The following is a 23394-nucleotide window of genomic DNA, read 5'->3' as shown; positions in this document are numbered from 1 at the left end:
ACATGGTTCAGACAAAATACGCGATCGCTTCTATTGCTGCTCTCAAAGCCCTCAATTCCTCGCAGAGAACAGATGGCTATGCAAGGCTAGTAAAATTGGATGCCGACGGCAAACCATCATGGTACACATTCATCGCATCAAGCACGGCGACGGGCGACGATGACACGATAATTAAGCCCAGTGACAACCCAAGCTCAGGGCGCTGGATTAAAAGTAGCGGCGCTGGCGGCGGGGAAAGTTTTGGCGGGATTATCACTTGCACCAGTGGCTGTGCAGTTGGCGGAAAAGCTTTCACATTCTACGCACCACATACTAGCCTCAGCCTCGAAATTGAAGTAGGGTTTGATATTACGATCGCTTCCGGGACTGATTCAATTCAATTACATCGCTGGAATCAATTACCAAACACGGGACTAACAGGAAGGCAATTTGTGGCAGAGCTTCCCCACACGGGCGGAAGTGCGAACGCAATTATTGATAGCACTCACCGATGGATTTCAATATTCGCCCGGAACCCAAGCTTAGACTTCGATGCTTTTGATGGCGTGTGTTTTACAGTTTCAGGTAACACAATTACTTTGATTGGGTTTAGCTAATAAATCAATTACTGCGCCAATAGCACCTAACATCACCCTACTTTGCCACTTTAAAGCCAAGAGTTTTGGCTGCGGGTGCAGGGAGGAAAGATGGCTTTTTAAACAACCTACTTGCTTGATTTCTTCTTCTAGAATTTTGATAGCGATCGCATTCACGGCGATATCATCAACTAATGCCAGTGACTCATAAAAAGCCACAACAATACATTCAATCACGCTCATAAAAGATAAGATATCAGCCCAAGCAAGCTCATCGGCAGGCTTTTTAAATCCAAAGAAAAACCTTGCCGCCCAATACCTTTGACTGATTCCGTCAAAAGCTGTATATTTGCCGCCTTTGTCCCAGTTCCCGGAGGGGCAATTGCGCTTAAGACGCTTTTTCCCATCAACTAAAGCGCCGAGCATTTTAGCATGTGAATTTTCTTCTTCGTATTGAGATTTTAAATATTTAGATAATTTTAATAATCCTTCTTCTTCTGCCCTAAGCGAAAGCTTAAAGCAGAAAACTGCCGCCCCGTATTCTAACTTTGCGGCGGCGCGGAGGGTTCCTGAAAAATTTACCAGGAAGGCAAGTTTGAATAGCAATTTCAGCATATCTTCATCCTACTATTTCATCCTATTTCCCTTCTTGTAATTCAGGATTTTTTATCAAATTTCAGCAGGGAAATCTAGTGGCGATGTTAGCGTGATGCTACTATATGCCTCCTGAATTAGAAGATTCTCAAACTAAGACCTACTCTGAAGAAGAGATAACCAAGATATTAAATACAGCCAAAGCCACTCGTGCAGAGAGAGATGAGGCTGCCAAAAAAGCCAAAGAATTAGAAACTCAGCTTGCCGAAACAACCAAGCAACTTGAACAGATTAAAGGTGTTGACCCCAAGCGATATCAGGAACTAGAAACCCTAGCTAAAACTTACGAAGAACGTAAATTAGAAGAACAGCGCGAATTTGGTGAGTTGAAGGAGCGATGGCAAAGTGAACGAACCACCCTTCAACAACAAAATCAACAATTGCAGAATGAACTCAAAACCACACGCGTAATTAATGCCCTAGAAAAAGCTTTTTACGCAGTAGGTGGCAAGGCTGGTTCCGAAGGTGATTTAAGTTATTTTGACCTGCTACGCGATCGCGCCATGCAATACATCGAGGTTGATGAAACTGGGAAGCTGGCGATAATTGACCCGCGCGACAAAACCCGTATGGTAACTGACAAGGGGACACCCTATACAGTGGAAGATTTAATGACAAAATTCCGCACGGCTGGCCCTACCACTTCCTTATTTGAGCCAATAGGTAATGGCGCTGGCGGTGGAATGCAGCGCAGTAACGGCAGTGCTGGCAGTGCGGTAACGCGGGAACAACTAATGAAGCTACCCCGCGCTGAAAGATTAGCCAAGGCGCGGGAGCTAGGGATTTAGCAGTTAACAGTTACCAGTGATTGGTGACTGTCCAAGCGTGAAGCAACTGATTACTGATTACTGATAACTGGTAACTGAAAACTATGCCAATGACGTTGTTGGAGGCGGCAAAACTCGCCCCCTCCGTGGAAACTGGAACAATTATTGAAGAATTTGCCGCCGAATCTGACATCCTGCGGGTAATCCCCTTTGAGGATGTGCCGGGAACAGGTAAGCACTACAACAGAGAAGACACCCTTCCCGGTGTGGGATTTCGGGGGATAAATGAAGCCTACGATGAATCCGTAGGCGTGATAAATCCCCAGTCGGAGGCTCACAAAATCGCTGGGGGTGATTTGGATGTAGATAAATTCATCATCGACACCCAAGGCGAAGCAGTGCGATCTGTCCACGAATTGCAAAAAGTCAAGGCTTTGTCCCTGGCTTGGACTCGGAACTTCATCAAAGGTGATTCACGCACCAACGCCAGAGTTTTCGATGGGCTGCAAGTTCGCCTAACAGGATCGCAATTACTCAGCAACGCCGCAGCCGGTGGCGCACTATCTTTAGAAAAATTGGATGAAGCGATTGACTTGGTTGATCAGCCAACCCATATCATCATGAGTAAGGCAATGCGCCGCAAATTAACCAAGGCGTCCCGTGCTGGGATTGGTGGTGACATCAACTACATTCAAGATGAATTTGGCCGCCAAGTGCAGATGTACAATGAGCTACCTATCTTGATCGCCGACTACGACAACAATGGCGATCAGATTTTGGACTTCACTGAAACATCGCCCGACGGTTCAAGCTCTACAGCCTGCACCAGTATCTATGTTATTAGCTTTATGCCCATGAAATTAACTGGCATTCAAGGTCAAGCTGATGGCAGATACGGTATTGTTACTCGCGACCTTGGCGAACTTGAAACCAAACCTGTATTTCGCACACGAGTTGAGTGGTATAGCGCGATCGCCTGCTACCACGGACGCGCGGCCGCGAGACTCGCAGGCATTACCAATGTTGCTGCGGTTGCCTAATCGTACATCCTGAAAATTTTTCCATAAACTAACTATGCCAAGAAGTACTATTGCTAATCGCCGCGCTACTATCTTTGACAAAGCCTTAGAATTGCGCGATTACACAGCCGCCGCCATCTCTGCGACTACTGCCGGGACTGCGATTTCTCTCCAAGCCACCAAACTCAAAAGCTATAAGTGCGTAGTGGATGTAGCTGCACATACTGGATTTGTCGCCACATCCGCTCAGTGGGACATCACCGTTGAAGCGAGTACAGACAATTCCACATTCAAGCCCGTGGGAACAGTGACCCCGCAAGGCACACAAAACCGTTTTGACTTGCCCCTTTCTGGTGAGTGGGTAGAAGATATTGTTTCAGGTGCTTTGTATGTCAGGGTCAAGGCGACAAAAACAGGCTCCCCTGGGAACCTGACCTATGGAGCATTTTTGACCGTATGCTAAAACCTCAAGATCCAATTACCCTGTATGGCCCCGATAGCCAAGTAAAACGAATCCCTGCTATTGATGCGCCGGGATGGTTGGCGGCGGGGTGGAGTACAGAGCCAATCAAGGAAACTGTAGAAGCGGAAAGCGAACTAGGAAGCTCAGAGCTTCCTAGTTCGCCACCTAAGCGCCGTAAAGCTGCTGTAATAGACAGTGAACAGTTATCAGTAAACAGTGAACAGACTGATAACTGATAACTGTCAACTGATAAGTGATAGTGCTTGAGAATGGCTCATACCTTTTTGCCTCAATTGACGATAGGCGAAGCGGAGTTTCTCAGGCACTTCTTCTTGTACAGGGAGTAAAGATTTTAATTGCTCGATGCGGATTTCTTCGTCAGCGATCGCATTTCTCGCCGACTTGATGCCATCTTTGATCAGTTGGTTTTGCTTAGGCTGCGATTCTAAATCCTGAATCCGCCAATTCTGCTGATTAATGCGCTGTTGACATAAGCTTATCTGCTCCTCAATAGGTAGCGTGTCGCAACGGAGAAGGCGATCGTCTCCCCCATCCCCCTCTTTTACTTTTATGGGGTGCAGCCCGGACTTAGAGCGCCAAAAGCCTTCTGCGGATGGTTGCTTTTGCTGTGTCTTGCAACAAACTTCTAATCTGTCAACTGTAACCCTAGTCTCAGGCAAGCCATTGTCCCATTTGACATAGAATCCCAGCTTGCCAAACTCAGTCGTTTTCTTACCTAAAACGCCTGTTCTACCTTCGTAAATAATTCGCTGGCCTTTCTTGAAAGCTGTTGACGAATCCGGAGGCAAATCAGTGCTATGTTTTGCCTCCCATTTTTGCCACGCCTCCTCGTACTCTTCTATCGTGCCGAAATCCTCTGGCTCCGGTGGTTCGCCAGTCGTGTCGTAGAAAATAGTCGCCTGTCCATCAGGTTCAACTTGGTGCGGGACTTCGCCAAAATGGTCGGAATTCCAGCAAGCATCTTTCGAGAATTTATCAACCAGCCATTGTGGAGCCAAAGACATTCCCTCGATCGCCTTATCATCTCGCTCCCAGTTGTAAGTTCTAGAATCGCCTTCTAGCCAGTCAACAATAAAACCAAAGCCTAAATCGTCTTTAATAATTCCGAGGTTGTTTTCCTCATTAGTGATGTGGGTTCCGGGCTTTACTGTGACTCTGGAAAGCCTTTGACTGGACAAACTGTAAAGCTTGCCTTGCATTTGAATTAGCCCAATATCAACGCCTAATTCTAAAGCTTTGGACACCTGCCTTAACGTGAGATCACAGGCAAAACTAATAGCTAATTTGGCCATTGGTTGTGTCAACACTCTAGTTATTTGTGGCAGTAAATTCCAGCTATCTTCTAGGAAATTGACCAGCGTGAGCGGGTTGATATAGGTCTTTTTGAGATGGTCAGTTACCTGGATTTTGGTGTTACCCCAACTCACACACCGCCCATCGTAAAAACATTCAATTCCTTGGCTTTCCCATTTTTTAGGAGAATCCCAAGGCTCTGGCACTCGGTGTGGGGCGTAGGGGTGCAGTTTGCCATCAAAGTTAGAATCCAACTCCAATTCCTGCGATGCGAAATGCAGGTAAAAGCCTTCTTCAACCCAGCAACAAATATGGTTTTCGGCTTTAATTTCATGAATCTCCGCCGATTTACCCTTGTGCTTACCTTGAGTAATACGAACGCGATCGCCAGTCTTGAAGGAAGCGAAATTGTCGCGCTCATCGCCTACGTGCGGGGTGTAAGGGTGTAAGGGTGCAGGGGTGCTACTCGGCTCTGGCTTCCTGAAGAATTTTTCACAAACCTGATTCTCTAGAACCTCGACAACCATCAGCAGGTGACGAGGGATAAAGAATTCATCTCCTTCCCATGTGCAAATTACTCTATCGCCATCCCGCTTTTTAAACTGGTAGCACCAAGGATGCTCCCGTCTTTTTATCCAGTCGCCGGGAGTGAGAACGGCGATGTCTTCGTCTGTGGCAGGTCTAGCTGTGCCATTGAATACTTTGCCGAGATTGGGTGCAGCCGTTGTCATGAGTTTACCTCCCATACCGGGCATTGTTCGCCTATTTGTTTAAATGGTTGTTCAAGTTCTGCTGGATCTTCACTGCCGATTTCAATCGCATCAAAAGCTTGCTCACGGATCGCCTTCTCCCAATGCTCGCACTCGCCGGTGTAGTAGTAGAGATGATGATCCTCTTGTTTCCAAAAGCTTCCATGAACGCAGTTGAGACAGGATTTCATACAGCTTCCTCCACCTTGAGAGGATTCTGGCAAACGACCTTGAGCCATCGTTCGCACTCAACCCAAGATTCTTCATCCTCCTCATCCCGACAGAGAAGATCGGAGTTGATCAGTTCATCGTACAAAGTGCCAAAACCGTAACAGCAATCGGTTTCCTTCATAAAGCGATCGCCCAAAGCATCGCGACCCAAACACTGATGGTATGTACTCCACTCACCGTCCCATGAGCCATGAATGTGTTTATAAAGTGAGCCTGCAAGTATGGGGTAATTGCACTCGCAGCAGCGTAAATCAGATTCGGCAGTTACTTGCTTTTCGTCGTACAACTGCTCCCAGGTTTCTTCATCGTAATCAGGCATTTCCACATCACAAATGCACATCGCTTTCCTCCTGTGCCTTCCACTGTTCAAAACTTACGCCGTACAATTCTTTAAATCGCCTCTCCACCTTCTGTTGCCACTTCTTAAAAGCATTCTCATCAGGTGGATCAAGCTTGCGGCTGGGTTCATCGTCGAAGGGATTGTTTTCCAGTCTCATTAATAATTCGCCTGCTTGGGCGGTAAAAATGAAGGCTTGGTTTATTCCTTGCTCTTGATACTCTGGCTTATCCAGTAGCTCCCACAATCTAGCGAAAGCCCATTGCTTTTCCATGTCGCTATTCTTGAGGCGAGGCACTTGCAGTTCGAGAACTTCTATCAATTTCTCGTTGCTGCCATCGTCACCCGGCGGGCGATGTTTCAACTCGCAGTAAAACGATCGCAGTGGAACGCGAACTTTCTTAAAACTCATATTCTCATCCCCTCCGCTATTGGAAAACCAGCAGATATCTTTTCAAAAACATCGGGATAAGTGCTATCGCCTCTACTCCGCAAATCTGAATCTAGTTCCAGCCAGCGAATAATATCCTCAGCCCGAACGCGCTCCCAGAAAATATCCGCCGCTATGCTAGAGCGTTGATTTTCTAGTTCTGATGCTCTCTCCCAATCACCAATCTTCAAAGCTTCGTTGATCTGCTGCTGGATAGGTTCACACTGCTCTGCCATCTTGCGACTAAATTCAAAAAAAGCCAGCATTCGCAGATATTGATATTCACTCATTGCTATTTCCATGCTCCCCTCCTTATCCGTCGGATTCCGCCAGATAGATATCACCGTATTCACTCAGCCATTTTTCTAATTGCGGCTGAAGCAATTCAAATTCGCACGCATATAATTTGGCTCTTTCTGGCTCCCATCTAAGCCAATAGTGCATCCCTTCAAAGGCGGTTAGAGCGTTGGTTATAGCTTTTTCTTCATCGCTCATTCTACCGACACCTCCACTTGAGAGGTGGGATAAAAACTGAAGATTAAGCCTTTTGGCTTGCTCTACACTCAATTGGTGGATTTTCATCTCCGCACCTCCTCAATCCCCTTGTGTAGTGCAGTCTCCGGGTGTTCATAGCAGCCATGCAGTGTGGGATATCCGGGGATGCCATCGCCCAAAACACCACCCGCTAGAGCAACCGAATAGGCGTAGTGATCTGCTACTTTTGGATGCGCCCACACAGTTACTCGCCAATCACCTTTGGGGCTGCCCACTGTTTTACGTCCTGATTCCTCTAGGATTGGGTTTTTGGAGAGGTCAAAGTCAATTAAGTCGTCTGGGATTTCAAAAATGCAAGGCTGTCCACTGTGGCGGAATCTGGCTATATGGCGGGGGTTGGTCAAATCCCAGTCCCAAGAAGCAGTTGTCTCGTGTTGTTCGCATCGCACAACCTCCACCACCCCAATCACCTGTCCAAAGAACAACTGGACGCGGGGCGGCGGATTTAATGCCAACTTCTTGAAAAGATTTTCACAATCTGTTTTGGTCATGAACTTTGCGACTTGGATAGCCACTTCTGTTCCTGGTTCTACACACTGGAAGCGGCGGATTTTGGTGATACAGGCATTTAGAATTGCCCAGGCGATCGGGGCTTGAACTGTGATGGCTTTCATTCACACTCCGGTTTTACAGCTTGGTTATCGATGATTAGGTAGCCGGCCGCCAAAGCTTGGCGCTCCGCTTCTGCCATTACAGAAGGCATCCCAGTAGCCAGCAAATTATTCCAATATTCGACCCTAGTCTGCGCTCTTTTTTGTTCTTTTTCCTTCTGCCTATCCCAAGTAGGCATCGATTTAGCGGTAGTCAACTGGGTTATAGATATTGGCGTGGCGGGGGCAGGATTGACGTTACTCGACCTGGAATTGTGCAGATTAGCCCAAAAGTCCCTATCCTCTGCTTTCACATTATTCTTGTAGGCTTCGCCATTCTCTACAAAGCCAGACTCGTCAACAGGAATATCAATCTGTTCTTTTTCCCATTCTTCGGTTTGCTGTCCAAGGACATCCCAGTCAACTTCTTTCTCGGCTGCAATCATCGGTATGTCCGTTTCCGAGTTTATGAAAAGTTTTTCAGGATCTACAGACGGGACATACTGCTTAACCTCTTCGTATTGCGATCGCACCACAGATTTACCTGACGGGCGCAAGGCCGCTTGATGTTTAACGATGGACATCTTTTCCTGTTCTGGGACATTTATCCCATTGGATTGACGAATGGCGATATTTGTCGCCTTGTGTAAAGTGGCTTCGTGATACTCCTGCCAATCATCAGCTAATCGGCGCGGGTCGTTGCGATAGTAAGCACGCACATTCTTGCGGGCTTCGTGAATGTCGAGCGCACCGTATTTTTGCATCCAGCGCCTAGCGTGCCAATCTACAAAATTTGCGTCCAACTTACCATCCAGCTTCCATTCACCGTCAGGAACCCAGTCCCATTCAATTTCTTGAGGGCTGCGGCGACGGGTGAAAAATGGGTCAATACGAGTTGGTTTATCTGTTGGCACAGACTCCTTTTGATTTAACAGCGTAGTGGCTAGACTTTCTATAACGTCGTTTGTTTGTTTTTTGCCATCCCCATCTGAAAGAGTCTGAATTAAATCTGGATTAGTCTGAATAGTCTGTATTTCTTTGTTTTTGAAAGCCTTGTTAGTTAAGGCTTCTGGCGATTGTGTAATCCCAGAGTTGGGATTATTTTCCCAAGGTTGGGAATCTTGTCCCAACTCTGGGATAACTGTCCCAACTTTGGGATTATTTTCCCAAGGTTGGGAATCTGTCTCAAAATTGGGATTTGACCACAGCAAAAAAAACTTGCCCTTGCTTGTGATCAGAACATTGTCGCTTTCAAGTCTAGCGATCGCCCCATAAAACCTACTGCGAGACACATCCCACTCTTTACAAAAGCGATCTGCATCAATTTCTATTTCGCCATCACACCAGGGGTTCTCGTAGCGTAGTGCTAGATGCACGTATGCAGTGCTTGAGATGTATCGGCTCTTTCTTAGTGCTAGTAATTCCGATTTTTGCAATGGGTAAAATTCGCCAACGATTTTACCTTTTTCGTTTCTAGTAGGGCGCGGTATGTTTATGTGTGTCATAATTGTTAGGAGTATTCAATCAGAGATTTACAAAAGGCATCTTTGCTCGGATGCCTTTTTGCATTTCAAACCATCTCTTTGTTTACTGCTTCGAGCTTTGCCTCGACATATTCAAGGCGCTCCTTTATCCAGCTATCAGCCATTGGGCTGGCTGCTTCTCTAGTGGTAATGAAGCTGGCGATCGCACTGAGTGTTAATCGCATTTCCATTACCAGAACCAGAACCTCCTGATACTCCGGCGGCGCGTCAGAGGCTTGGATTGTGATTAGTTGGGTTTTCATGCTTTTCGGTAGTGAAAACTACTGTATTAGGCTTAAATGAATCGCTTGTTGATGCCCCGTGGGTTCCAGTGCGAAGGGCATCATAGTGAGATGTTTTTACCCAGACTCCATAACCGGTAGTTACGAAGGTGCGGTTAATCGGAATTTCTTTGAAAGTGGTTTTGAAGTTACGGAGGGAGTTTTCAACCTCGTTGGCGGCAGATAGCAAGCTTTCTGTTACCGGCTTAAAAATTTCTTGCTCTCGTTCCTCCAGCGACTCGTCTATCTCTTCTACAGCCGATGTGAGTTCGTTCTCAAGAGTCGAAATTCTGCGAATTATCGCAGCTAATGTTTGGTTGCTCATAAATCAAATAACTGCAACTGTCCTGGCACTGTGCTGTCACAGCCGATCGCTGGCTTTCTATTCGGTGCTGGCATCTGGGCTAATCCGTATCTATAGAAAACCTTGCGGCGCTCATCTAGCCAAATTTTGTAGGGGTGATTTTTCCGCAATCCGAAAGGATAGGAAGCATCTATCCGCCCTTTTAATTCGCGCTTGTCGGTTTCTGATAAATTTTCCAGGTTCATTCCAGAAGCGATCGCATCCGCTAAAACTTTGGCGATCGCTTCACTTGCTTGTTCACGCCAGTAACTCATCTAAATAGCCCTCGATTATTGATGAGTATTTCTAGAGTGCGCTGGATGTGCAGTCCGGTGGCGTAGTTGATGATTTTGAATTTTTCACCAACCAAGATTGAAACTTCGTAGGGAATCTCAATCGAATTGCCGCCCCAAATCGCTTGGTAATTTTCTTCGCTCACCTCAATCGCTGGTGGTTCAGCAGAAATGAGGCGGCAGGGCGGTGGCGGCGCGGCGGAGGGAGTCACAGGTTTGGATTGTGATTTCTTGGAGGTGTCGATTAGATGTCCGGTTTTGCGGAATAAATTCATGCTTTCGAGAGTGATTTGCGGTTGGAAGACATGAACATTTTTTCTTTCTAATTTCTCAATCGGCACGCCAGCTTTGAGTAGCTCTGGATCGACTTGATAGCGGATGCAGTGAGTTTTGTAAGTCATGTCAGGCCGCCTTGTGTGCAAAGTGGTTGCGTAGGGACTGCCAGATCGCTTCTAGTTGCTGTGTGGATAAATCATCCTCAATCTTGGCGAACACTTCACCCATCTGCTTGGGAGAGAGCTTGATGAGCGCGATCGCAACCTCGGTAACTAAACTATCGCCGACTACATTGAGATTAGTGGCGCTCGATTGCATCTGCTCAACTGGTGCAATGCCTGTGTTGCGCTTAATATCTGGTAAGACCTGAGCGCGGTTGCCCAACCCTAAATCGTTCTGCTGCTGCTTGACTTCTTGCTGGATAGAGGTAACTGGCTTGATGACTTCCTCAACTAGCTCCATATCGGTGAACGGGATCTGATCGCGCTTGGCTTCTGGATTGCCTTCAACGTGGCAAAGAGCGCACAGTGATAAAACGACGGTAACTGTCGCTAGTTTGTCTTTATACCGTCCTTTGACAATGCGAACCTTATCGCCTTCTTTGGGTATCCATCGTGAGAATTGTTTCTGTTCTGATGGCTTCACCAGCTTGTAGGCCGCATCCACACCTCTGGGCTTGGATAATGCCATTTTTAGTTGCGACTTTTTCACCGGGTCTTTGACTTCATCCAGTGCCTTGACCGCTGCAACCGCGTGTTCGGCGTTGACCCCACTCCCCAGTCCCACGCGCTTGGCGATGATGTCGCGTGTCGTGCCTTGCCCTTCTCCTGTCCGTCCTTGGCGAGATTTGGCGCGTTGCTTCTCAATCTCTTCCCAAGCTAAATATTCTCTGGCCTTCTGCTCAATCGATTTCTCGCGGTATTCGTTGCCAGAAAGTAGGGCCGCGATCGCATCTTCACTTGTTGAAAAATTTTTCACCTTCGCTGGTACTTTTGTTAGTCCAGCTTTGATGCAGGCCAGCCGCCTTCTGTGTCCGTGAATGATTGTGAATCTGTCAGCGTTGGGAGTTACCGTGAAGACTTCTTGTAACCCGTTCTTGGCGATCGATTCAGCTAATTCCGCCACATCCTCATTCTCGCCGTATATCTGCGTGTTGATTGGGTGCGGGTCTAGAAGTTCGATTGGTATCCACTGAATTTGAATTTTCTCTTCAGTGGTGGCGGTTGTCACAATGGCAATTATCACGCCCTGGTCTAGCCTTTTTGCAGCCTCTAGAGCATTTACCCCATCAATCAACTGCCCTGATTCTGTGATGGTGATGTCGGGAATGCTACCGTTGCTATTAAAGTCGCTAATGATTTTTGCTACACCGTCATCATCGGCGATCAGATGTGGTGGAATCTCTATCTCGTGGGGATTCCACGGTTTTAAGGTTTGTGTCATAATCTAGAGTCTATGTAAAAGATTGGTTGCGTGACCTTGGCGGGTTACGCAATTTTTTTGATCCGCCGCTTTTCGGGCGGGGTTAGTAACCGAGATTCGCACTTTTCGAGGTGGAATTGATAGCGCGGGATTTGGGAATTGGGGCTTCTCACATCACGTACCTCGATTCCAATCCGCAGTATCCCAGAGCGTACTAAGTCACGCAATTGGTCTGAATAGTCAAGCCCTAGTAGCGAGTAAGCCGGGTCTGTGTCATACCATTGGCGCTGGGGTTGGGGAGTAGACTGCACCCCCAGCATTTCGGCGAGGATTTGGCGAACCATCGGCTCGATAATCTCTTTAAGCTGGTTTTCGTCAATCATCCGTTCCATTTGCTGTCACCGTCGCAATAGTTTTTCCATTGGGCAGCTTTACTGAGTAGGTGACATCCTCGTAGTCAAACCACTTTTTAAGTGCGGCGATGATGATGCCTGTTTGGGGGATTCCAGTTCGTTCAGACTCTTCGCGCAATTTTTCATCGATATCAGGGGGGAACCTAAAGCTTTTGGGGTTTTTCATTATCTTAATGACTAAACTCTATTAGTCTAATGTTAAGTATATATAGCGTAGTGAGATGTGGCAAGAAGGTGCAGAATCTTTACAAGTAGAATTTGCACCTATTGATGAACAGGAAGCGACTGGCGGAGATAATTCGGGAAGCGAGGGGTGATAGAAGTCAGGGGAAATTTGCCAGAGACTTAGGCGTTAATCCCGGCACTGTAAGGAATTGGGAATTAGGGGACAGTGAGCCGAGCCTTGGCAATTTGAAGGCGATCGCGGATGCTACGGGTAGAAATTTACTCCAGTTGATTGCAGAAATCACGGGAGAGGACACAGACACAACACCAACACCACGGGTAGCTGAAGATGTAATGGCGATCGCATCCAAATTGCCTGTAAAAGAACAGTTTAGACTTGCTCAGATTGCTTTGGCTCTAGCTGCTGATTCTGTGGGAGTGGATCTTGAGGAGGATTAGCGGCCTGCTCTAGGTAGTAAGCAGCTTTTTGCCAATCACTTCTATCTTCCGACCAATCCGCTAGTGCTAAGAGCAAGTCGCGGAATGTGAACCCCTCAGATTCTAAGTCAGTAATTAAGCTAGAGGTAAAATCTGATAGAGCCTTTATCTTTATCTGGGAGAGTGTTGTTCGTAAGCTCATGTTCGGAATAAGTGATGGTTGCGTTCACTTATTGTAAGTATTGTGCTTAGGCGTGAAAACTCGAAAGAAGGGTGTTTTTTGTTTGTGGATTTTATGGTGTTGGTTGATGGTCGAATAAAATTGAGGCAGTGCGATCTACCTCTCGGCAGAAATTTCAGGAAGCGCGATCGCTTTGAGTGATAGGTATTTCTTGGATGTCCTCCTCGTCCTCAGCGTAATCAGGGCTGTCGCCCATGAACTCTTCCCAAGCGATTTCAGCCATGCGGTAGCGCATTGATTCTTGAGGGTGGCGGGAAGCAGAAAAATCAAACCCATCTTTCACTACATGGCCCATTTGGGCATAAAACTCTTTGGCGAGTCTGTTTAATCTGTCTCGAATTTTCATGGTTTTGGGTTTATGAAAAGTTTTTCATGAGGTTGTAATTTGCTTGATGATTTTGGGTTGACTAAGTAATAGTCGCAGTGGTGTATTAATCGTGACCAATCCTCAGAAAAGACCTTTGCAGTCTGTTCCACCTCCTAAGCAAAGCAATCCCGCCGTTGATGAACTGGTCGCTTTGCGAAGGGAGATGAGCGAGTTTAGGAAAGACTTTGCGAAATTCAATACGGGATTAACCCAAAAAATTGCATTGAGTATAATCGCCTCTTTCTTTTTGGTGTTGATAGTTAGTTTTTTCCTCAGTTTGTTTATTGCTGTGCTGCTTCCCACTTTTTTGAGTGCAACGAGGTAGTCAGTATGAGAATCAAATATTTCGCCCAGCAGTACGCTTGGTTCATTGTGGGCGTTCCGCTTGGGCTTGCTGTTGTTTGTCGCCTACTAGGAGCAGTTGGTATAGATACGCCGTTGACTAGAGATATGGAAGATTGCAGGAAGTTTAAATCAATTCAGGAGTGCCGGGAATGAGCGAACCTCAAAAAGAGTCTTTATTTGTAAAACTCAGCAAGGTTAATAAAGACGTTTGGCTGCTGTTGTTTATAGTCCTCCCCTTTTTTGGTTTAATAATCTTTGGCAGGTTCGCTGAGTCCAACAAAAGTAGTGGTAAAAACTGTTATGAGCAGGCAGGGCAAGACATCCTCAATCGAGAAGGCAGTAAAGTTATGAACCGCTCTGATGTTGAACGGTATTACGGCGAAATGAGAGGACGTTGTGGTTAACGTCCTGAAAAGTTTTTCAGGAGGCGATCGCCGTCCGACTTATGACAAGCGATCGCTTGAGTAAATTAAGCACCTCTGCGGACTTTCGGTGCAGGCAGGGGTGTTATTTAATTTTCAAGGTTCAGACAAGCAACTTTTCATAAAGTGAGCTTGCCTGTTATTGTAATACAAAGCGTCGCAAAAGGCGACGCAATACCTAATAAAATTTAACCCGCCCTGTCTTGTGACGGAGGCGGGTCTTCTTTCATGATTTGCAAAACGCGATCGTGCTTTCGCCTGAGAGCTTCGTTCTCATCTCTCAGGCTGCTGATTTTTTTTCTAGTTTTTCTATCCGTTTTTCTTGGGTGGCAACCATTTCGTAAACCGTCTCTAGGTCTATCTTCTGAGAGCCTTGAGTTGCCCTATCTCGGTGCTTTAGAAAATCCGTAACTATTTCGTTGATCAATTGCGATGGTCTGATTTTTTTGTCTCTCGCTATTTCTTCTATTTTTGCCTTTATTTCCGATGAGGTTCGGAAGTTAATTTGAGCGTCTAGTGCCATGTTTCACCTGTTCTGTATTGCCGTCATGCTGTATTGCTGGCTTACTGGCTTTATGTATCGCCGTATTGCGTTGCAATCCATATCTCTGAATTATAGTTCTTCCCACCATACAAAGAAAAGATGTGCGTTGCAACCTTGACATTTTGCGACGCAATGAAATACATTAGACACATAAAGCAAGCGAACCACCACCGCAAATTAAAAAGCGATCGCCCCTCTGCCAAGAAGTCAGCGATCGCTTACCAACCAAAAAAGGTTATCTAAAATCATGACACAACAAGTATATTCCCGCGACATCCTGCAAAACTTTTCAAGAACTCAATTATGGGAAGCGTGCGACAAACTTTGTATTGCTCATCGTCGCAGCAAAAAAGATTGTATTAACGACATACTCGCTAAACAACCCCAACTAGTTGCACCAGCAGAATTAGAAGAAGCACAACAACCCGCCAATTTACCAGCCATTGGCGATGTGCATTTTATTGACAACTTCCTCTTAAAATGCGTAAAAGTCGGTGGCGAGTATGCCGTTGTTTGGGATGTTTGCGATGGCAACAACAGGTTGGGTGAAATCTCTATGGGCTGGGATTGTTTCTGGGTTCACGCCTTAAGCTTTACCAAATTCGCCACACCGCAAGAAGCGGTAGCCAACCTATACGAATCGCTTCAAGAGTACAAGCAAGAACAGATGAAAAAAGACTATGGCTACCAAGTAACAATAACTGGATGGTGCGGGGTGTGTAACTTTCGGTGGCTACAAACAAAGGAACAGGTATTAGCGAATTTAAGGATGGATTTCTCTGCAAATCAAATCGAAGGTGCTGTGATTACCCCCCTACCTGACGAGGTAATTGTCCAGCTTGAAAAAGAGCATGAAGAAGCTTGGGATAGATATTAAGTGCCGAATCAAAAGCGATCGCTCCTCGACTGGACATCTAGTGCGATCGCTTGTCCACCTAAGAAATGAACATCATGAAGAATACCATATATGCGCTGCTGATAGTGCTTCTTTTTGTCATGCCCAGCTATGCCGAAGAGCGCAAGCAACCACCTCCAAAAGGCAAGCCAAAACAGACTGAGCCAGGACTTATACAAAAACCCGTAAATAGCGCACAAAAAAGCGGCGCTCACATCTACGCCGCTAACATTCCAACCAAAATTTTTCCATACATATATGCTGAAGTATAACCCGCCAATCGTTGTTTCTCTGTTCATCCTGTCCGCAAACATCCATGAATCTGCACTAGCTCAACCTAGAGGGTTTCGGGGATGTGATCGGCGTTCGCCAACTTGCCAATCTACTCCCCGACGCTGGACTGGTAAACCACCCACGAGCGGACACAAGCCAGATTGTAAAAAGAAAGTTCCAGGCATGTTGGGTGATGCGGCTGTGTGTAAGAAAATTGAGCAGCAACAGAGTCTAGCTAAGTAACTAAAAAAGGGAGGTACATCCTCCCTAAAATCCAAAGTAATCAACAAGGTAAAAAATCATGAACTTAGACGAATTAATCACCAATGCCTACAGCAAATACCAAGCCGAATTAAAAGCTCAAAAAGAGGCAAAGGAAGCGGAAGAAAAGCGGTGGGTAGAAAATGCGATCGCTGAATTTAGACTGTTTCTTGATAAAGCAATCCCGCTCGAAATTCAGCAGGAATTAGGGGTTGAAATAAAGGCAGTTTACAATCAATCGGCTTGGGCAGAATTTACCTTTTACAACGAGGCGATCACTATTTACAGGCATGGAAGTGATAGGTTCACTATTGACAACTGTGGACACACGCTAGGCGACAGATACTATGAGTCCGACGACTTCTTGAACGCATTACTAATTGAACTAGGGAAAATCAGAGCAGAAAATCCGGTTATTGATCTAGAAGAAGTCAACAATATCCGAAAGACTCTCGGACGTTGTTGCGCGGAAATTGGCGCAATTTCAGAGTCGGATTTGTGGAAGCGGTTGTGCGAAAAATACTGCGATCCAAAGGAGATGAAAACTTTTCTAAAAGATGTGGTTTGCTTGTTGGGTGATGCGATGGGATGTGTAGATGAGGTTGCAAAATGATTACTCCAGAAATCCGCGACGAACTGCGCCGCATTCAAATCGAATTAAAAAAGCCTCTTCCTCCACAGCTTCACGAAGTGCGAGACTTGCCAGGGACGGATAAAAAATGGGTATTTCTGCGTTGGCAAACCATCAGAGACAGACTTGATGAAGTTGCCCCAGATTGGATGAGCGATTATTCAGAAATACAGTATTTGGGCAATGAAGCTACTTGTAGATGCGCTATCACAATTCTTGGTATTAGAAAAGAAGCGATCGCATCTGTACCTCTTTCAATGCTCAGTAAAAATAATAAAGAAATGACCAGAGGTTCAGCGCCCGATAGGCTGTCGGCTGAAGGATTAAAAAATGCGGCCGAAAACTGGGGAGTGGGACGATACCTGGATGATCAGCAATTCACAATTCAATACCTCTGGGATAATAGAACCCAGCTATCTGATGAGATGAATCGAGAGTTGCAGTTGCTCATCAAACAGTACAAAATTGCCACTGGGATGATGCAGCCGCGTCCCCAAATGCCAGCTAAAAAAGAAGCCGGAATACTGCCAACGCTTGCTACGCTTGCTGGACAACCAGATCGCAACCTACTTAATGCCGAGATTGAATCAGTGATGAAGCGCAAAGGTATTTCACTTGAACAGGCTAAGAGTTTATTGTCTGAACTGTTCAGCGTGAAGTCTAGGCAGCAGTTGAATGAGCGTCAGTTGCAAGAGTTTTTGGAGTATTTGAAGACTAGTCGGGAGGTGGTGTCCAAGTGAAAGAAATGCCAATCCTATCCAGTACGCCAATGGTTTTGGCGATACTTGAAGAAAGAAAAACTCAAACACGGCGCATTGTTAAGCCTCAGCCACACTTCCCGACTGTTGCGGCTGATGGGCAGGCGGGAATATATGGAATTAAGTTAAAACCAGACGGAACTTGCTTCTATCGCACTAATGGCGATGGAGATTCCATTAAGCTAAAAAGTCCTTATGGCTACAAAGGCGATCGCCTTTGGGTAAGAGAAACTTGGCGACCCGCGCTTTCAGACACCCATGAGTGTTTCGCATACAAAGCCGATAATATGTATCAGTGTGGCAAGCAAGTGCCAGAAGGGTGCAATATGGCTTGGAAACCTTCAATTCACATGCCTAAGAAAGCTTGCCGACTATGGCTTGAGGTGGCAAATGTGCGGGTTGAGAGATTGCAGGATATTTCTGAGGAGGATGCGATCGCTGAAGGAGTTCTTTTTGAAGATGGGCTTTATTGGGATTATCTCAACAACGAATATCAATACAAGAGTGCGATCGCTTCTTATGAATCGCTTTGGATGTCGATTCATGGTGCGGAGTCTTTTTTGAAGAATGTTTGGGTTTGGGTAGTTGAATTCAGGAGGGTAGGCTAGTGGGGGCTTCTGGAAAGCCATTTTTATCGGGACGAGTTTCCCAGGAACTATGGAACGCCGTCAACGCCTATGCCAAAAAGACTGGTAAAACACGCACCGACATCATGATTGAAGCGGTTTACGCCTATCTTGAATTGCCGACTCCTGATGCTCCTAAAACAGTAGCTGAACAGCGTATCGAAGAGCTAGAGCGCAGAATGGCGCTGCTTGAGGAGATAATAGAAAAGATGCAGCAAAAGCCAAACCCGCCTTCACTTAGCGAGTTTTTCTCCCAGGATAGAGTGGATAAGCACTACGGAAACAAGAAGAAATGATTCAAAAATTTGCGACGAATTAAAATTTTTGAGTTGAAACTTTAGTTCTTGAAAAACTTTTCAAGAACCCTGTGTAAACCGCTCGTATATCTCCAGATGATCTCCCTGAGTAATATGCCTTTGATACTCCCGAAGATGCACAATCACACTATGCCCCATCCACTGGGCGGCGACAGCTGTAGGAATTTGATATTTAGTGGCAGCGCGGATCGCCCAGGCGTGACGTAAATCATAAGTCGGAAAATTAACCTTGTACCGCTTTAAAGCCTTGTATACCCTATTACCTAAATCTTTCCAGGTCACACCCTCCACATTCACTTTGGAGGGCTTTTTATTTTCCCACAACTGCCAATCACTAGCCCATCCCGGTGGCAGTGGAAATGCAATTCTAACTCCAGTTTTACCATCATCGATTGTGCAAGCGTGCGGTGGTTCGGGGCTGATAGTTGCAAAAAATATTTCATGAGGTCGCAAGCCGTAGCAAGCGATCGCTCCAAAGCTCCACTGCCACTCAGGATGAGTAATAGCCTCCCTCGCCGCCGCGATTTCATCCTCTGAAGGTAGCTGGCGAATTATTTGCTTGCTACTGGAATACTCGCCTTGGTATTTCTTCAAGTCCACCTTCACAAGGGCAAACTTAGCAAGCTGCTCAAGTTTTTGGCACATTGTCCGCCGTGTCCAGGTGTTAGCGGGGGTGCTGATGGCAGTGGTGATTAAAATTTCCGGCGTTAAATTTGCATTCAATGGCAACTTATTAAAGCAAGCTTCGTAATGTCGCTTCCATGTCTGCTGCTTGGTCGCGTCGTCCCCGTTGGCAGCGAAATACTCTTGCTTGAATTTTTCTACCCAATACCCACAGTTTTGAATGGGTTCCTTTTCTTCACCCAAATACCGTCCCCAATCAAATTCACCCCTAGCCAGTAGTCCCCCAACTATTTTCGCCTCAGCCTCAGCCCTTTGCAGTCCGGCGGGGTTTGCGTAGATGCCCAAAGCTAAATACTGCTGATATGGTTTATCCTTGTCGCTCCCTGGTTTGGGTGGAAACGTAGCACGGAGTGATAAGCGATCGCCCCTTTGCTCAACTTTTACTCCTACCTTGCCTGCTTTTAGGCGATCGTTTACAGCTTCAACTGTCCATTTCACTGTGCTAAACCTGAGCTAAATACTTTCTGTATTTGAGCATAATTTAGGATAATTCAGTACAATATTGTTATGCTAAATCGCTACATCCGCAACAAGCAAAAGAGCCGAAAACTGGCTCCGGCTCTTGAAAGTATTGATATTTTGGTAAAAGCCAGCAGCTGGATTTGAACCTGCGACCTTCCGATTACAAGTCGGATGCACTACCACTGTGCTATGCTGGCGTTGTAATTAGGCATCACCGATTTCTAATTATAGCACAAGCTTAATGGTTGTCTAGAGGAAGCTGCAAAAAAATCCTTGATTTGATGGGTCGATAAAGTTGATAAATTAATATTCATAGCAAAAGCTAACTCAAAATCCTGGGCTGGACGCAAAAAGATTGAATACAGTGTTTAACTGTATTTTTTTTGACACGGCTAGGTAAAGAAATAGATAATTGTTCTTTACAGATCAAAAACATGGCAGTGTTAATCGGGCGAGATATATTAAGTCTGGCGGACTTCAGTCCAACGGAACTTCAAGAAATTCTGGAATTGGCTGGGCAATTAAAATCTCAACAGCTAAAGTTGCGCTGTAATAAGGTGTTGGGTTTGTTGTTTTCTAAGGCTTCGACTCGCACGCGGGTGAGTTTTACCGTGGCGATGTACCAATTGGGTGGACAGGTAATTGATCTTCATCCTAATGTTACCCAAGTGAGTCGCGGTGAACCGATTCAAGATACAGCACGGGTGTTAGATCGATATTTAGATGTTTTGGCAATTCGGACTTTTGCCCAGGAAGATTTAGAAATTTTCGCTAACTATGCCAAAATTCCGGTAATTAATGCTTTGACTGATGCGGAACATCCTTGTCAGATATTGGCTGATTTATTGACAATTCAAGAATGTTTTGGGAATTTGGCTGGTTTAACTTTGACTTATGTGGGTGATGGCAATAATGTGGCAAATTCTTTGTTGCTGGGTTGTGCGTTGGCGGGGATGAATGTCAGGGTTGCTACTCCTAAAGGATTTGAACCTGATGCCAAAATTGTAGAACAAGCAAGGGCGATCGCATCTGGTAAAACAGAAGTTCTGCTGACTCATGACCCAGAATTAGCCGCTAAGGATGCTTCTGTACTTTATACTGATGTTTGGGCAAGTATGGGTCAAGAACAAGAAGCTGATGACCGAATGCCAATTTTTCAACCTTATCAAATTTCGGAACAATTGCTGAGTTTGGCTGATCAAGATGCAATTGTTTTACATTGTTTACCAGCCCATCGCGGTGAAGAAATTACCGAAGAAGTAATTGAAGGTTCACACTCACGAGTTTGGGATCAGGCCGAAAATCGTCTCCATGCACAAAAAGCCTTACTGGCTAGTATTTTGGGGGCTGAGTGAACAGGAAAAATTAAAAAGATAAAAGGCAAAAGAAGTAAACTTTTTCTTTCTTTTGCCTTTTATTTTTTTATTTCATCTTGTTATCTGGAATTTTTTGTAGTACTAATGTTCTAGGGACATTTGTATTTACTGGCAATAATTATTATGGAACGACTAACAGAAGCGCAACAAGAATTATATGAATGGTTGGCAGAATATATCCGACTTCACCAACATTCTCCTTCAATTCGCCAAATGATGCAAGCGATGAATTTAAAGTCGCCAGCACCAATTCAAAGCCGCTTAGAACATTTAAGAAATAAAGGCTACATTGAATGGACTGAAGGTAAAGCTCGCACAATTCGGATTTTACATCCAGCCAAGCAAGGTGTACCAATTTTAGGTAATATTGCGGCTGGTGGTTTAATTGAACCTTACACTGAGGCTGCCGATTATTTAGATTTTGGCAACTTTGCTTTACCGCCACAAACCTATGCTTTGCGGGTAACAGGCGACAGTATGATTGAAGATTTAATTGCTGATGGTGATGTGGTATTTTTAAGGCCTGTTCTAGAACCAGATCAGTTAAAAAATGGCACAATTGTGGCAGCAAGGGTGGATGGTTACGGTAATACATTAAAACGTTTTTACCGCAATGGCGATCGCGTTACTCTCCAACCTGCTAACCAAAAGTATAGCCCGATTGAAGTTTCGGCAATGCAGGTACAGGTGCAAGGTTCTCTTGTCGGCGTTTGGCGTGGATACAACTGAATAGGGAGTGGGGAATTGGGAGTAGGGAGTAGGGGATGCAATTTCACTATTCACTACTCACTGTTCACCACTCACCACTCACCACTCACTACTCCCATTATTGTTTATGTACCTGACGCAAAATTCAGTGCAGCAGCTACCCACTTTCCGGCTAAGAATACCGTTTGCTAGGGAAGGTAAGGGTAATTACCATCACCAAGCACTACCAGGCTGTCCGAGGACACCGTTATCTCTGCAATTGCGCCAGTATCAGCGCCAAGCTGTTACTAACTGGTTTGCGAATAATGGCAGAGGGACGTTAAAAATGGCGACTGGTAGTGGTAAAACTATTACTGCATTGGCGATCGCTTGTGAATTGTACCAGCAAATTAACTTACAAGTGCTGTTGGTGGTGTGTCCCTATCGTCATCTTGTTACCCAATGGGGGCGAGAATGCGAAAAGTTTAATTTACAACCGATATTAGCCTTTGAGAATGTCCGCAGTTGGCAAAGTCAACTTTCTACCCAACTTTACAATTTGCGTTCTGGTTCTCAAGGCTTTATCACCATCATTACCACCAACTCGACATTAATTGGTGAAGGTTTTCAATCGCAACTCAAGTATTTACCGCCGAAAACTTTAATTATTGGTGATGAAGCCCATAATTTAGGCGCACCCAAGTTAGAAGAAAGTTTACCCCGGCGGGTTGGGTTGCGGTTGGCTTTATCTGCCACACCGGAAAGATATTTTGATGATAGCGGTACGCAATCTTTATTTGATTATTTCGGCCCGGTGCTGCAACCAGAATTTACATTGCGGGATGCGATCGCACAAGGCGCTTTGGTACATTATTTGTATTATCCAATTTTGGTAGAGTTAACGGAAACCGAAAGCATTGCTTATTTAAAGTTAACTAAAAAAATCGGGCGTTCTTTACTGTATCGAGAACGCAAAACTGAAAATTCACCCAACTTTGAAGACAACGAAGATTTAAAACCTCTATTAATGCAACGGGCGAGATTAATTGGTGCAGCCGCCAATAAATTATCCGCCTTACGGCAATTAATGACAACACGCCGCGATACTACTCATACACTGTTTTATTGTAGTGATGGTTCGTTGGAAACGGGACGTTCATCTCTCCAACAACTCAAAGCCGTTGTGAAAATTTTGGGAGGAGATTTAGGTTATAAAGTTAGTACCTACACAGCCCAAACGCCTTTAGCCGAAAGAGAAGTTTTACGCCGTCAATTTGAAAATGGCGAGTTACAAGGTTTAGTCGCCATTCGCTGTTTAGATGAAGGCGTTGATATTCCCGCCATTAAAACTGCGGTGATATTATCGAGTTCTGGAAATCCTCGCCAATTTATTCAACGCCGGGGCAGAGTTTTACGTCCCCATCCGAGTAAGGAACGGGCGACGATTTACGATATGATTGTGCTGCCACCAGATTTAGACAGGGAAACTATAGAAGTTGAACGCAATTTATTAAGAAAAGAACTGCGGCGCTTTGTAGAATTTGCCGATTTAGCCGATAACGCTGGGGAAGCAAGAATGAAATTGTTAGATTTACAAAAACGCTATGGATTATTAGATGTTTAATCCACCTGTGGTTAATTTTGTAAAATTTTGTTTGCTACCTGAA

Annotated in this window: 38 protein-coding genes and 1 tRNA gene; 18 read left to right on the top strand and 21 right to left on the bottom strand. The window is 45.4% G+C overall.

Translation table 11 applies throughout. From position 1 onward, the window contains the following. Positions 1-2: 2 nt before the first annotated feature. On the top strand, positions 3-596 hold the full coding sequence (locus H6G77_RS15880; protein WP_190872061.1) for a hypothetical protein: 594 nt from the start codon (positions 3-5) through the stop codon (positions 594-596). On the opposite strand, the gene H6G77_RS15875 is transcribed toward H6G77_RS15880, so the two are convergent. Next, a complete protein-coding gene (locus tag H6G77_RS15875; protein WP_190872060.1) occupies positions 561-1190 on the bottom strand; it encodes a ferritin-like domain-containing protein in 630 nt (209 codons plus the stop codon). The genes H6G77_RS15880 and H6G77_RS15875 overlap by 36 nt on opposite strands. 104 nt (positions 1191-1294) lie before the next feature. On the opposite strand from H6G77_RS15875, the gene H6G77_RS15870 reads away from it, so the two are divergent. The 4 genes from H6G77_RS15870 (at position 1295) to H6G77_RS15855 (ending at position 3714) form a co-directional block, all read left to right on the top strand. After that, a complete protein-coding gene (locus tag H6G77_RS15870; protein ID WP_190872059.1) occupies positions 1295-2017 on the top strand; it encodes a hypothetical protein in 723 nt (240 codons plus the stop codon). A gap of 83 nt (positions 2018-2100) precedes the next feature. After that, positions 2101-3036: a major capsid protein gene (locus H6G77_RS15865; RefSeq protein WP_190872058.1), complete on the top strand. Its 936-nt coding sequence runs from the start codon at positions 2101-2103 to the stop codon at positions 3034-3036. Positions 3037-3070: 34 nt separating this feature from the next. Beyond that, a complete protein-coding gene (locus H6G77_RS15860; RefSeq protein ID WP_190872057.1) occupies positions 3071-3478 on the top strand; it encodes a hypothetical protein in 408 nt (135 codons plus the stop codon). After that, positions 3472-3714 carry a hypothetical protein gene (locus tag H6G77_RS15855; protein WP_190872056.1) on the top strand — a complete coding sequence of 81 codons (243 nt, stop codon included), beginning with the start codon at positions 3472-3474 and terminating at the stop codon, positions 3712-3714. The genes H6G77_RS15860 and H6G77_RS15855 overlap by 7 nt, the downstream gene beginning before the upstream one ends. 6 nt (positions 3715-3720) lie before the next feature. Here H6G77_RS15855 and H6G77_RS15850 read toward each other — a convergent pair whose 3' ends face one another. The 15 genes from H6G77_RS15850 to H6G77_RS15780 form a co-directional block, all read right to left on the bottom strand. Then, on the bottom strand, positions 3721-5547 hold the full coding sequence (locus H6G77_RS15850; RefSeq protein WP_206758055.1) for a KOW motif-containing protein: 1827 nt from the start codon (positions 5545-5547) through the stop codon (positions 3721-3723). Next, positions 5520-5732: a hypothetical protein gene (locus H6G77_RS15845; protein ID WP_190872054.1), complete on the bottom strand. Its 213-nt coding sequence runs from the start codon at positions 5730-5732 to the stop codon at positions 5520-5522. The genes H6G77_RS15850 and H6G77_RS15845 overlap by 28 nt, the downstream gene beginning before the upstream one ends. Then, entirely contained in the window at positions 5729-6112 is a 384-nt protein-coding gene (locus tag H6G77_RS15840) for a hypothetical protein (RefSeq protein WP_190872053.1), read from the bottom strand. Before H6G77_RS15840 ends, H6G77_RS15845 begins: the two co-directional genes overlap by 4 nt. Continuing rightward, the gene (locus H6G77_RS15835) at positions 6099-6431 is read right to left on the bottom strand and encodes a hypothetical protein (protein ID WP_190872052.1); all 333 of its coding nucleotides are present in this window, start codon (positions 6429-6431) and stop codon (positions 6099-6101) included. Before H6G77_RS15835 ends, H6G77_RS15840 begins: the two co-directional genes overlap by 14 nt. A gap of 86 nt (positions 6432-6517) precedes the next feature. Further along, positions 6518-6841 (bottom strand): hypothetical protein, encoded by a 324-nt coding sequence (locus H6G77_RS15830; protein WP_190872051.1) that lies wholly within the window; start codon positions 6839-6841, stop codon positions 6518-6520. Between the two features lie 10 nt (positions 6842-6851). Beyond that, complete coding sequence (locus H6G77_RS15825) at positions 6852-7121, bottom strand: hypothetical protein (RefSeq protein ID WP_190872050.1); 270 nt, start codon at positions 7119-7121, stop codon at positions 6852-6854. Then, positions 7118-7708 carry a hypothetical protein gene (locus tag H6G77_RS15820; protein ID WP_190872049.1) on the bottom strand — a complete coding sequence of 197 codons (591 nt, stop codon included), beginning with the start codon at positions 7706-7708 and terminating at the stop codon, positions 7118-7120. Before H6G77_RS15820 ends, H6G77_RS15825 begins: the two co-directional genes overlap by 4 nt. Continuing rightward, positions 7705-9189, bottom strand: coding sequence for a hypothetical protein (locus tag H6G77_RS15815; protein WP_190872048.1), 1485 nt, complete (start codon positions 9187-9189; stop codon positions 7705-7707). The genes H6G77_RS15820 and H6G77_RS15815 overlap by 4 nt, the downstream gene beginning before the upstream one ends. 65 nt (positions 9190-9254) lie before the next feature. Next, positions 9255-9398, bottom strand: coding sequence for a hypothetical protein (locus H6G77_RS15810; protein ID WP_190872047.1), 144 nt, complete (start codon positions 9396-9398; stop codon positions 9255-9257). A 37-nt stretch (positions 9399-9435) separates the two neighbouring features. After that, positions 9436-9813 carry a hypothetical protein gene (locus H6G77_RS15805; RefSeq protein WP_190872046.1) on the bottom strand — a complete coding sequence of 126 codons (378 nt, stop codon included), beginning with the start codon at positions 9811-9813 and terminating at the stop codon, positions 9436-9438. Continuing rightward, on the bottom strand, positions 9810-10106 hold the full coding sequence (locus H6G77_RS15800; RefSeq protein ID WP_190872045.1) for a hypothetical protein: 297 nt from the start codon (positions 10104-10106) through the stop codon (positions 9810-9812). Before H6G77_RS15800 ends, H6G77_RS15805 begins: the two co-directional genes overlap by 4 nt. Then, entirely contained in the window at positions 10103-10525 is a 423-nt protein-coding gene (locus tag H6G77_RS15795; protein ID WP_190872044.1) for a hypothetical protein, read from the bottom strand. Before H6G77_RS15795 ends, H6G77_RS15800 begins: the two co-directional genes overlap by 4 nt. Before the next feature lies 1 nt (position 10526). Next, positions 10527-11843: a ParB/RepB/Spo0J family partition protein gene (locus tag H6G77_RS15790; RefSeq protein WP_190872043.1), complete on the bottom strand. Its 1317-nt coding sequence runs from the start codon at positions 11841-11843 to the stop codon at positions 10527-10529. 44 nt (positions 11844-11887) lie between these two features. Beyond that, the gene (locus tag H6G77_RS15785; protein ID WP_190872042.1) at positions 11888-12205 is read right to left on the bottom strand and encodes a hypothetical protein; all 318 of its coding nucleotides are present in this window, start codon (positions 12203-12205) and stop codon (positions 11888-11890) included. Next, entirely contained in the window at positions 12198-12401 is a 204-nt protein-coding gene (locus H6G77_RS15780) for a ribbon-helix-helix domain-containing protein (RefSeq protein WP_190872041.1), read from the bottom strand. The genes H6G77_RS15785 and H6G77_RS15780 overlap by 8 nt, the downstream gene beginning before the upstream one ends. 104 nt (positions 12402-12505) lie before the next feature. Here H6G77_RS15780 and H6G77_RS15775 point away from each other — a divergent pair, with 104 nt between their 5' ends. Further along, a complete protein-coding gene (locus tag H6G77_RS15775) occupies positions 12506-12859 on the top strand; it encodes a helix-turn-helix domain-containing protein (RefSeq protein ID WP_190872040.1) in 354 nt (117 codons plus the stop codon). A 335-nt stretch (positions 12860-13194) separates the two neighbouring features. On the opposite strand, the gene H6G77_RS15770 is transcribed toward H6G77_RS15775, so the two are convergent. Next, positions 13195-13425, bottom strand: coding sequence for a hypothetical protein (locus tag H6G77_RS15770; protein WP_190872039.1), 231 nt, complete (start codon positions 13423-13425; stop codon positions 13195-13197). Positions 13426-13516: 91 nt separating this feature from the next. Between H6G77_RS15770 and H6G77_RS15765 the strand changes: the two genes are divergently transcribed. After that, the gene (locus tag H6G77_RS15765; RefSeq protein ID WP_190872038.1) at positions 13517-13771 is read left to right on the top strand and encodes a hypothetical protein; all 255 of its coding nucleotides are present in this window, start codon (positions 13517-13519) and stop codon (positions 13769-13771) included. A 169-nt stretch (positions 13772-13940) separates the two neighbouring features. Continuing rightward, entirely contained in the window at positions 13941-14195 is a 255-nt protein-coding gene (locus tag H6G77_RS15760) for a PLD nuclease N-terminal domain-containing protein (RefSeq protein ID WP_190872037.1), read from the top strand. 298 nt (positions 14196-14493) lie between these two features. Here the strand turns inward: H6G77_RS15760 and H6G77_RS15755 are convergent, their stop codons facing one another. Beyond that, positions 14494-14736: a hypothetical protein gene (locus H6G77_RS15755; RefSeq protein WP_190872036.1), complete on the bottom strand. Its 243-nt coding sequence runs from the start codon at positions 14734-14736 to the stop codon at positions 14494-14496. Further along, on the bottom strand, positions 14714-14878 hold the full coding sequence (locus H6G77_RS15750; RefSeq protein ID WP_190872035.1) for a hypothetical protein: 165 nt from the start codon (positions 14876-14878) through the stop codon (positions 14714-14716). The genes H6G77_RS15755 and H6G77_RS15750 overlap by 23 nt, the downstream gene beginning before the upstream one ends. A gap of 126 nt (positions 14879-15004) precedes the next feature. On the opposite strand from H6G77_RS15750, the gene H6G77_RS15745 reads away from it, so the two are divergent. The 7 genes from H6G77_RS15745 to H6G77_RS15715 all read left to right on the top strand — a co-directional run bounded on the left by H6G77_RS15745 (position 15005) and on the right by H6G77_RS15715 (position 18497). After that, entirely contained in the window at positions 15005-15634 is a 630-nt protein-coding gene (locus tag H6G77_RS15745) for a hypothetical protein (protein ID WP_190872034.1), read from the top strand. Next, positions 15609-15815, top strand: a complete 207-nt coding sequence (locus tag H6G77_RS15740) for a hypothetical protein (protein WP_190872033.1) — start codon at positions 15609-15611, stop codon at positions 15813-15815. Before H6G77_RS15745 ends, H6G77_RS15740 begins: the two co-directional genes overlap by 26 nt. Before the next feature lie 95 nt (positions 15816-15910). Beyond that, complete coding sequence (locus H6G77_RS15735) at positions 15911-16168, top strand: hypothetical protein (protein ID WP_190872032.1); 258 nt, start codon at positions 15911-15913, stop codon at positions 16166-16168. Between the two features lie 58 nt (positions 16169-16226). Beyond that, the gene (locus tag H6G77_RS15730; protein ID WP_190872031.1) at positions 16227-16799 is read left to right on the top strand and encodes a hypothetical protein; all 573 of its coding nucleotides are present in this window, start codon (positions 16227-16229) and stop codon (positions 16797-16799) included. Then, positions 16796-17557 (top strand): Rad52/Rad22 family DNA repair protein, encoded by a 762-nt coding sequence (locus tag H6G77_RS15725; protein WP_190872030.1) that lies wholly within the window; start codon positions 16796-16798, stop codon positions 17555-17557. The genes H6G77_RS15730 and H6G77_RS15725 overlap by 4 nt, the downstream gene beginning before the upstream one ends. A 5-nt stretch (positions 17558-17562) precedes the next feature. Next, positions 17563-18183 (top strand): hypothetical protein, encoded by a 621-nt coding sequence (locus H6G77_RS15720; RefSeq protein WP_199331520.1) that lies wholly within the window; start codon positions 17563-17565, stop codon positions 18181-18183. Next, positions 18183-18497: a hypothetical protein gene (locus H6G77_RS15715; protein ID WP_190872028.1), complete on the top strand. Its 315-nt coding sequence runs from the start codon at positions 18183-18185 to the stop codon at positions 18495-18497. The genes H6G77_RS15720 and H6G77_RS15715 overlap by 1 nt, the downstream gene beginning before the upstream one ends. A 60-nt stretch (positions 18498-18557) precedes the next feature. Here the strand turns inward: H6G77_RS15715 and H6G77_RS15710 are convergent, their stop codons facing one another. Both H6G77_RS15710 and H6G77_RS15705 read right to left on the bottom strand, forming a co-directional pair. Next, on the bottom strand, positions 18558-19640 hold the full coding sequence (locus H6G77_RS15710) for an integrase (protein ID WP_190872027.1): 1083 nt from the start codon (positions 19638-19640) through the stop codon (positions 18558-18560). A gap of 149 nt (positions 19641-19789) precedes the next feature. Next, positions 19790-19861, bottom strand: a tRNA-Thr gene (locus tag H6G77_RS15705). Between the two features lie 237 nt (positions 19862-20098). Here H6G77_RS15705 and argF point away from each other — a divergent pair. The 3 genes from argF to H6G77_RS15690 all read left to right on the top strand — a co-directional run bounded on the left by argF (position 20099) and on the right by H6G77_RS15690 (position 23351). Further along, complete coding sequence (argF, locus tag H6G77_RS15700) at positions 20099-21019, top strand: ornithine carbamoyltransferase (RefSeq protein ID WP_190589302.1); 921 nt, start codon at positions 20099-20101, stop codon at positions 21017-21019. A 144-nt stretch (positions 21020-21163) separates the two neighbouring features. Next, positions 21164-21769, top strand: a complete 606-nt coding sequence (gene lexA, locus H6G77_RS15695; protein ID WP_190589300.1) for a transcriptional repressor LexA — start codon at positions 21164-21166, stop codon at positions 21767-21769. A gap of 106 nt (positions 21770-21875) precedes the next feature. Continuing rightward, positions 21876-23351 (top strand): DNA phosphorothioation system restriction enzyme, encoded by a 1476-nt coding sequence (locus tag H6G77_RS15690; RefSeq protein ID WP_190872026.1) that lies wholly within the window; start codon positions 21876-21878, stop codon positions 23349-23351. Positions 23352-23394 lie beyond the last annotated feature (43 nt).

This window comes from Aulosira sp. FACHB-615 (assembly GCF_014698045.1).
GTDB lineage: Bacteria > Cyanobacteriota > Cyanobacteriia > Cyanobacteriales > Nostocaceae > Nostoc_B.
This window is presented reverse-complemented; position numbering and strand designations above follow the sequence as displayed.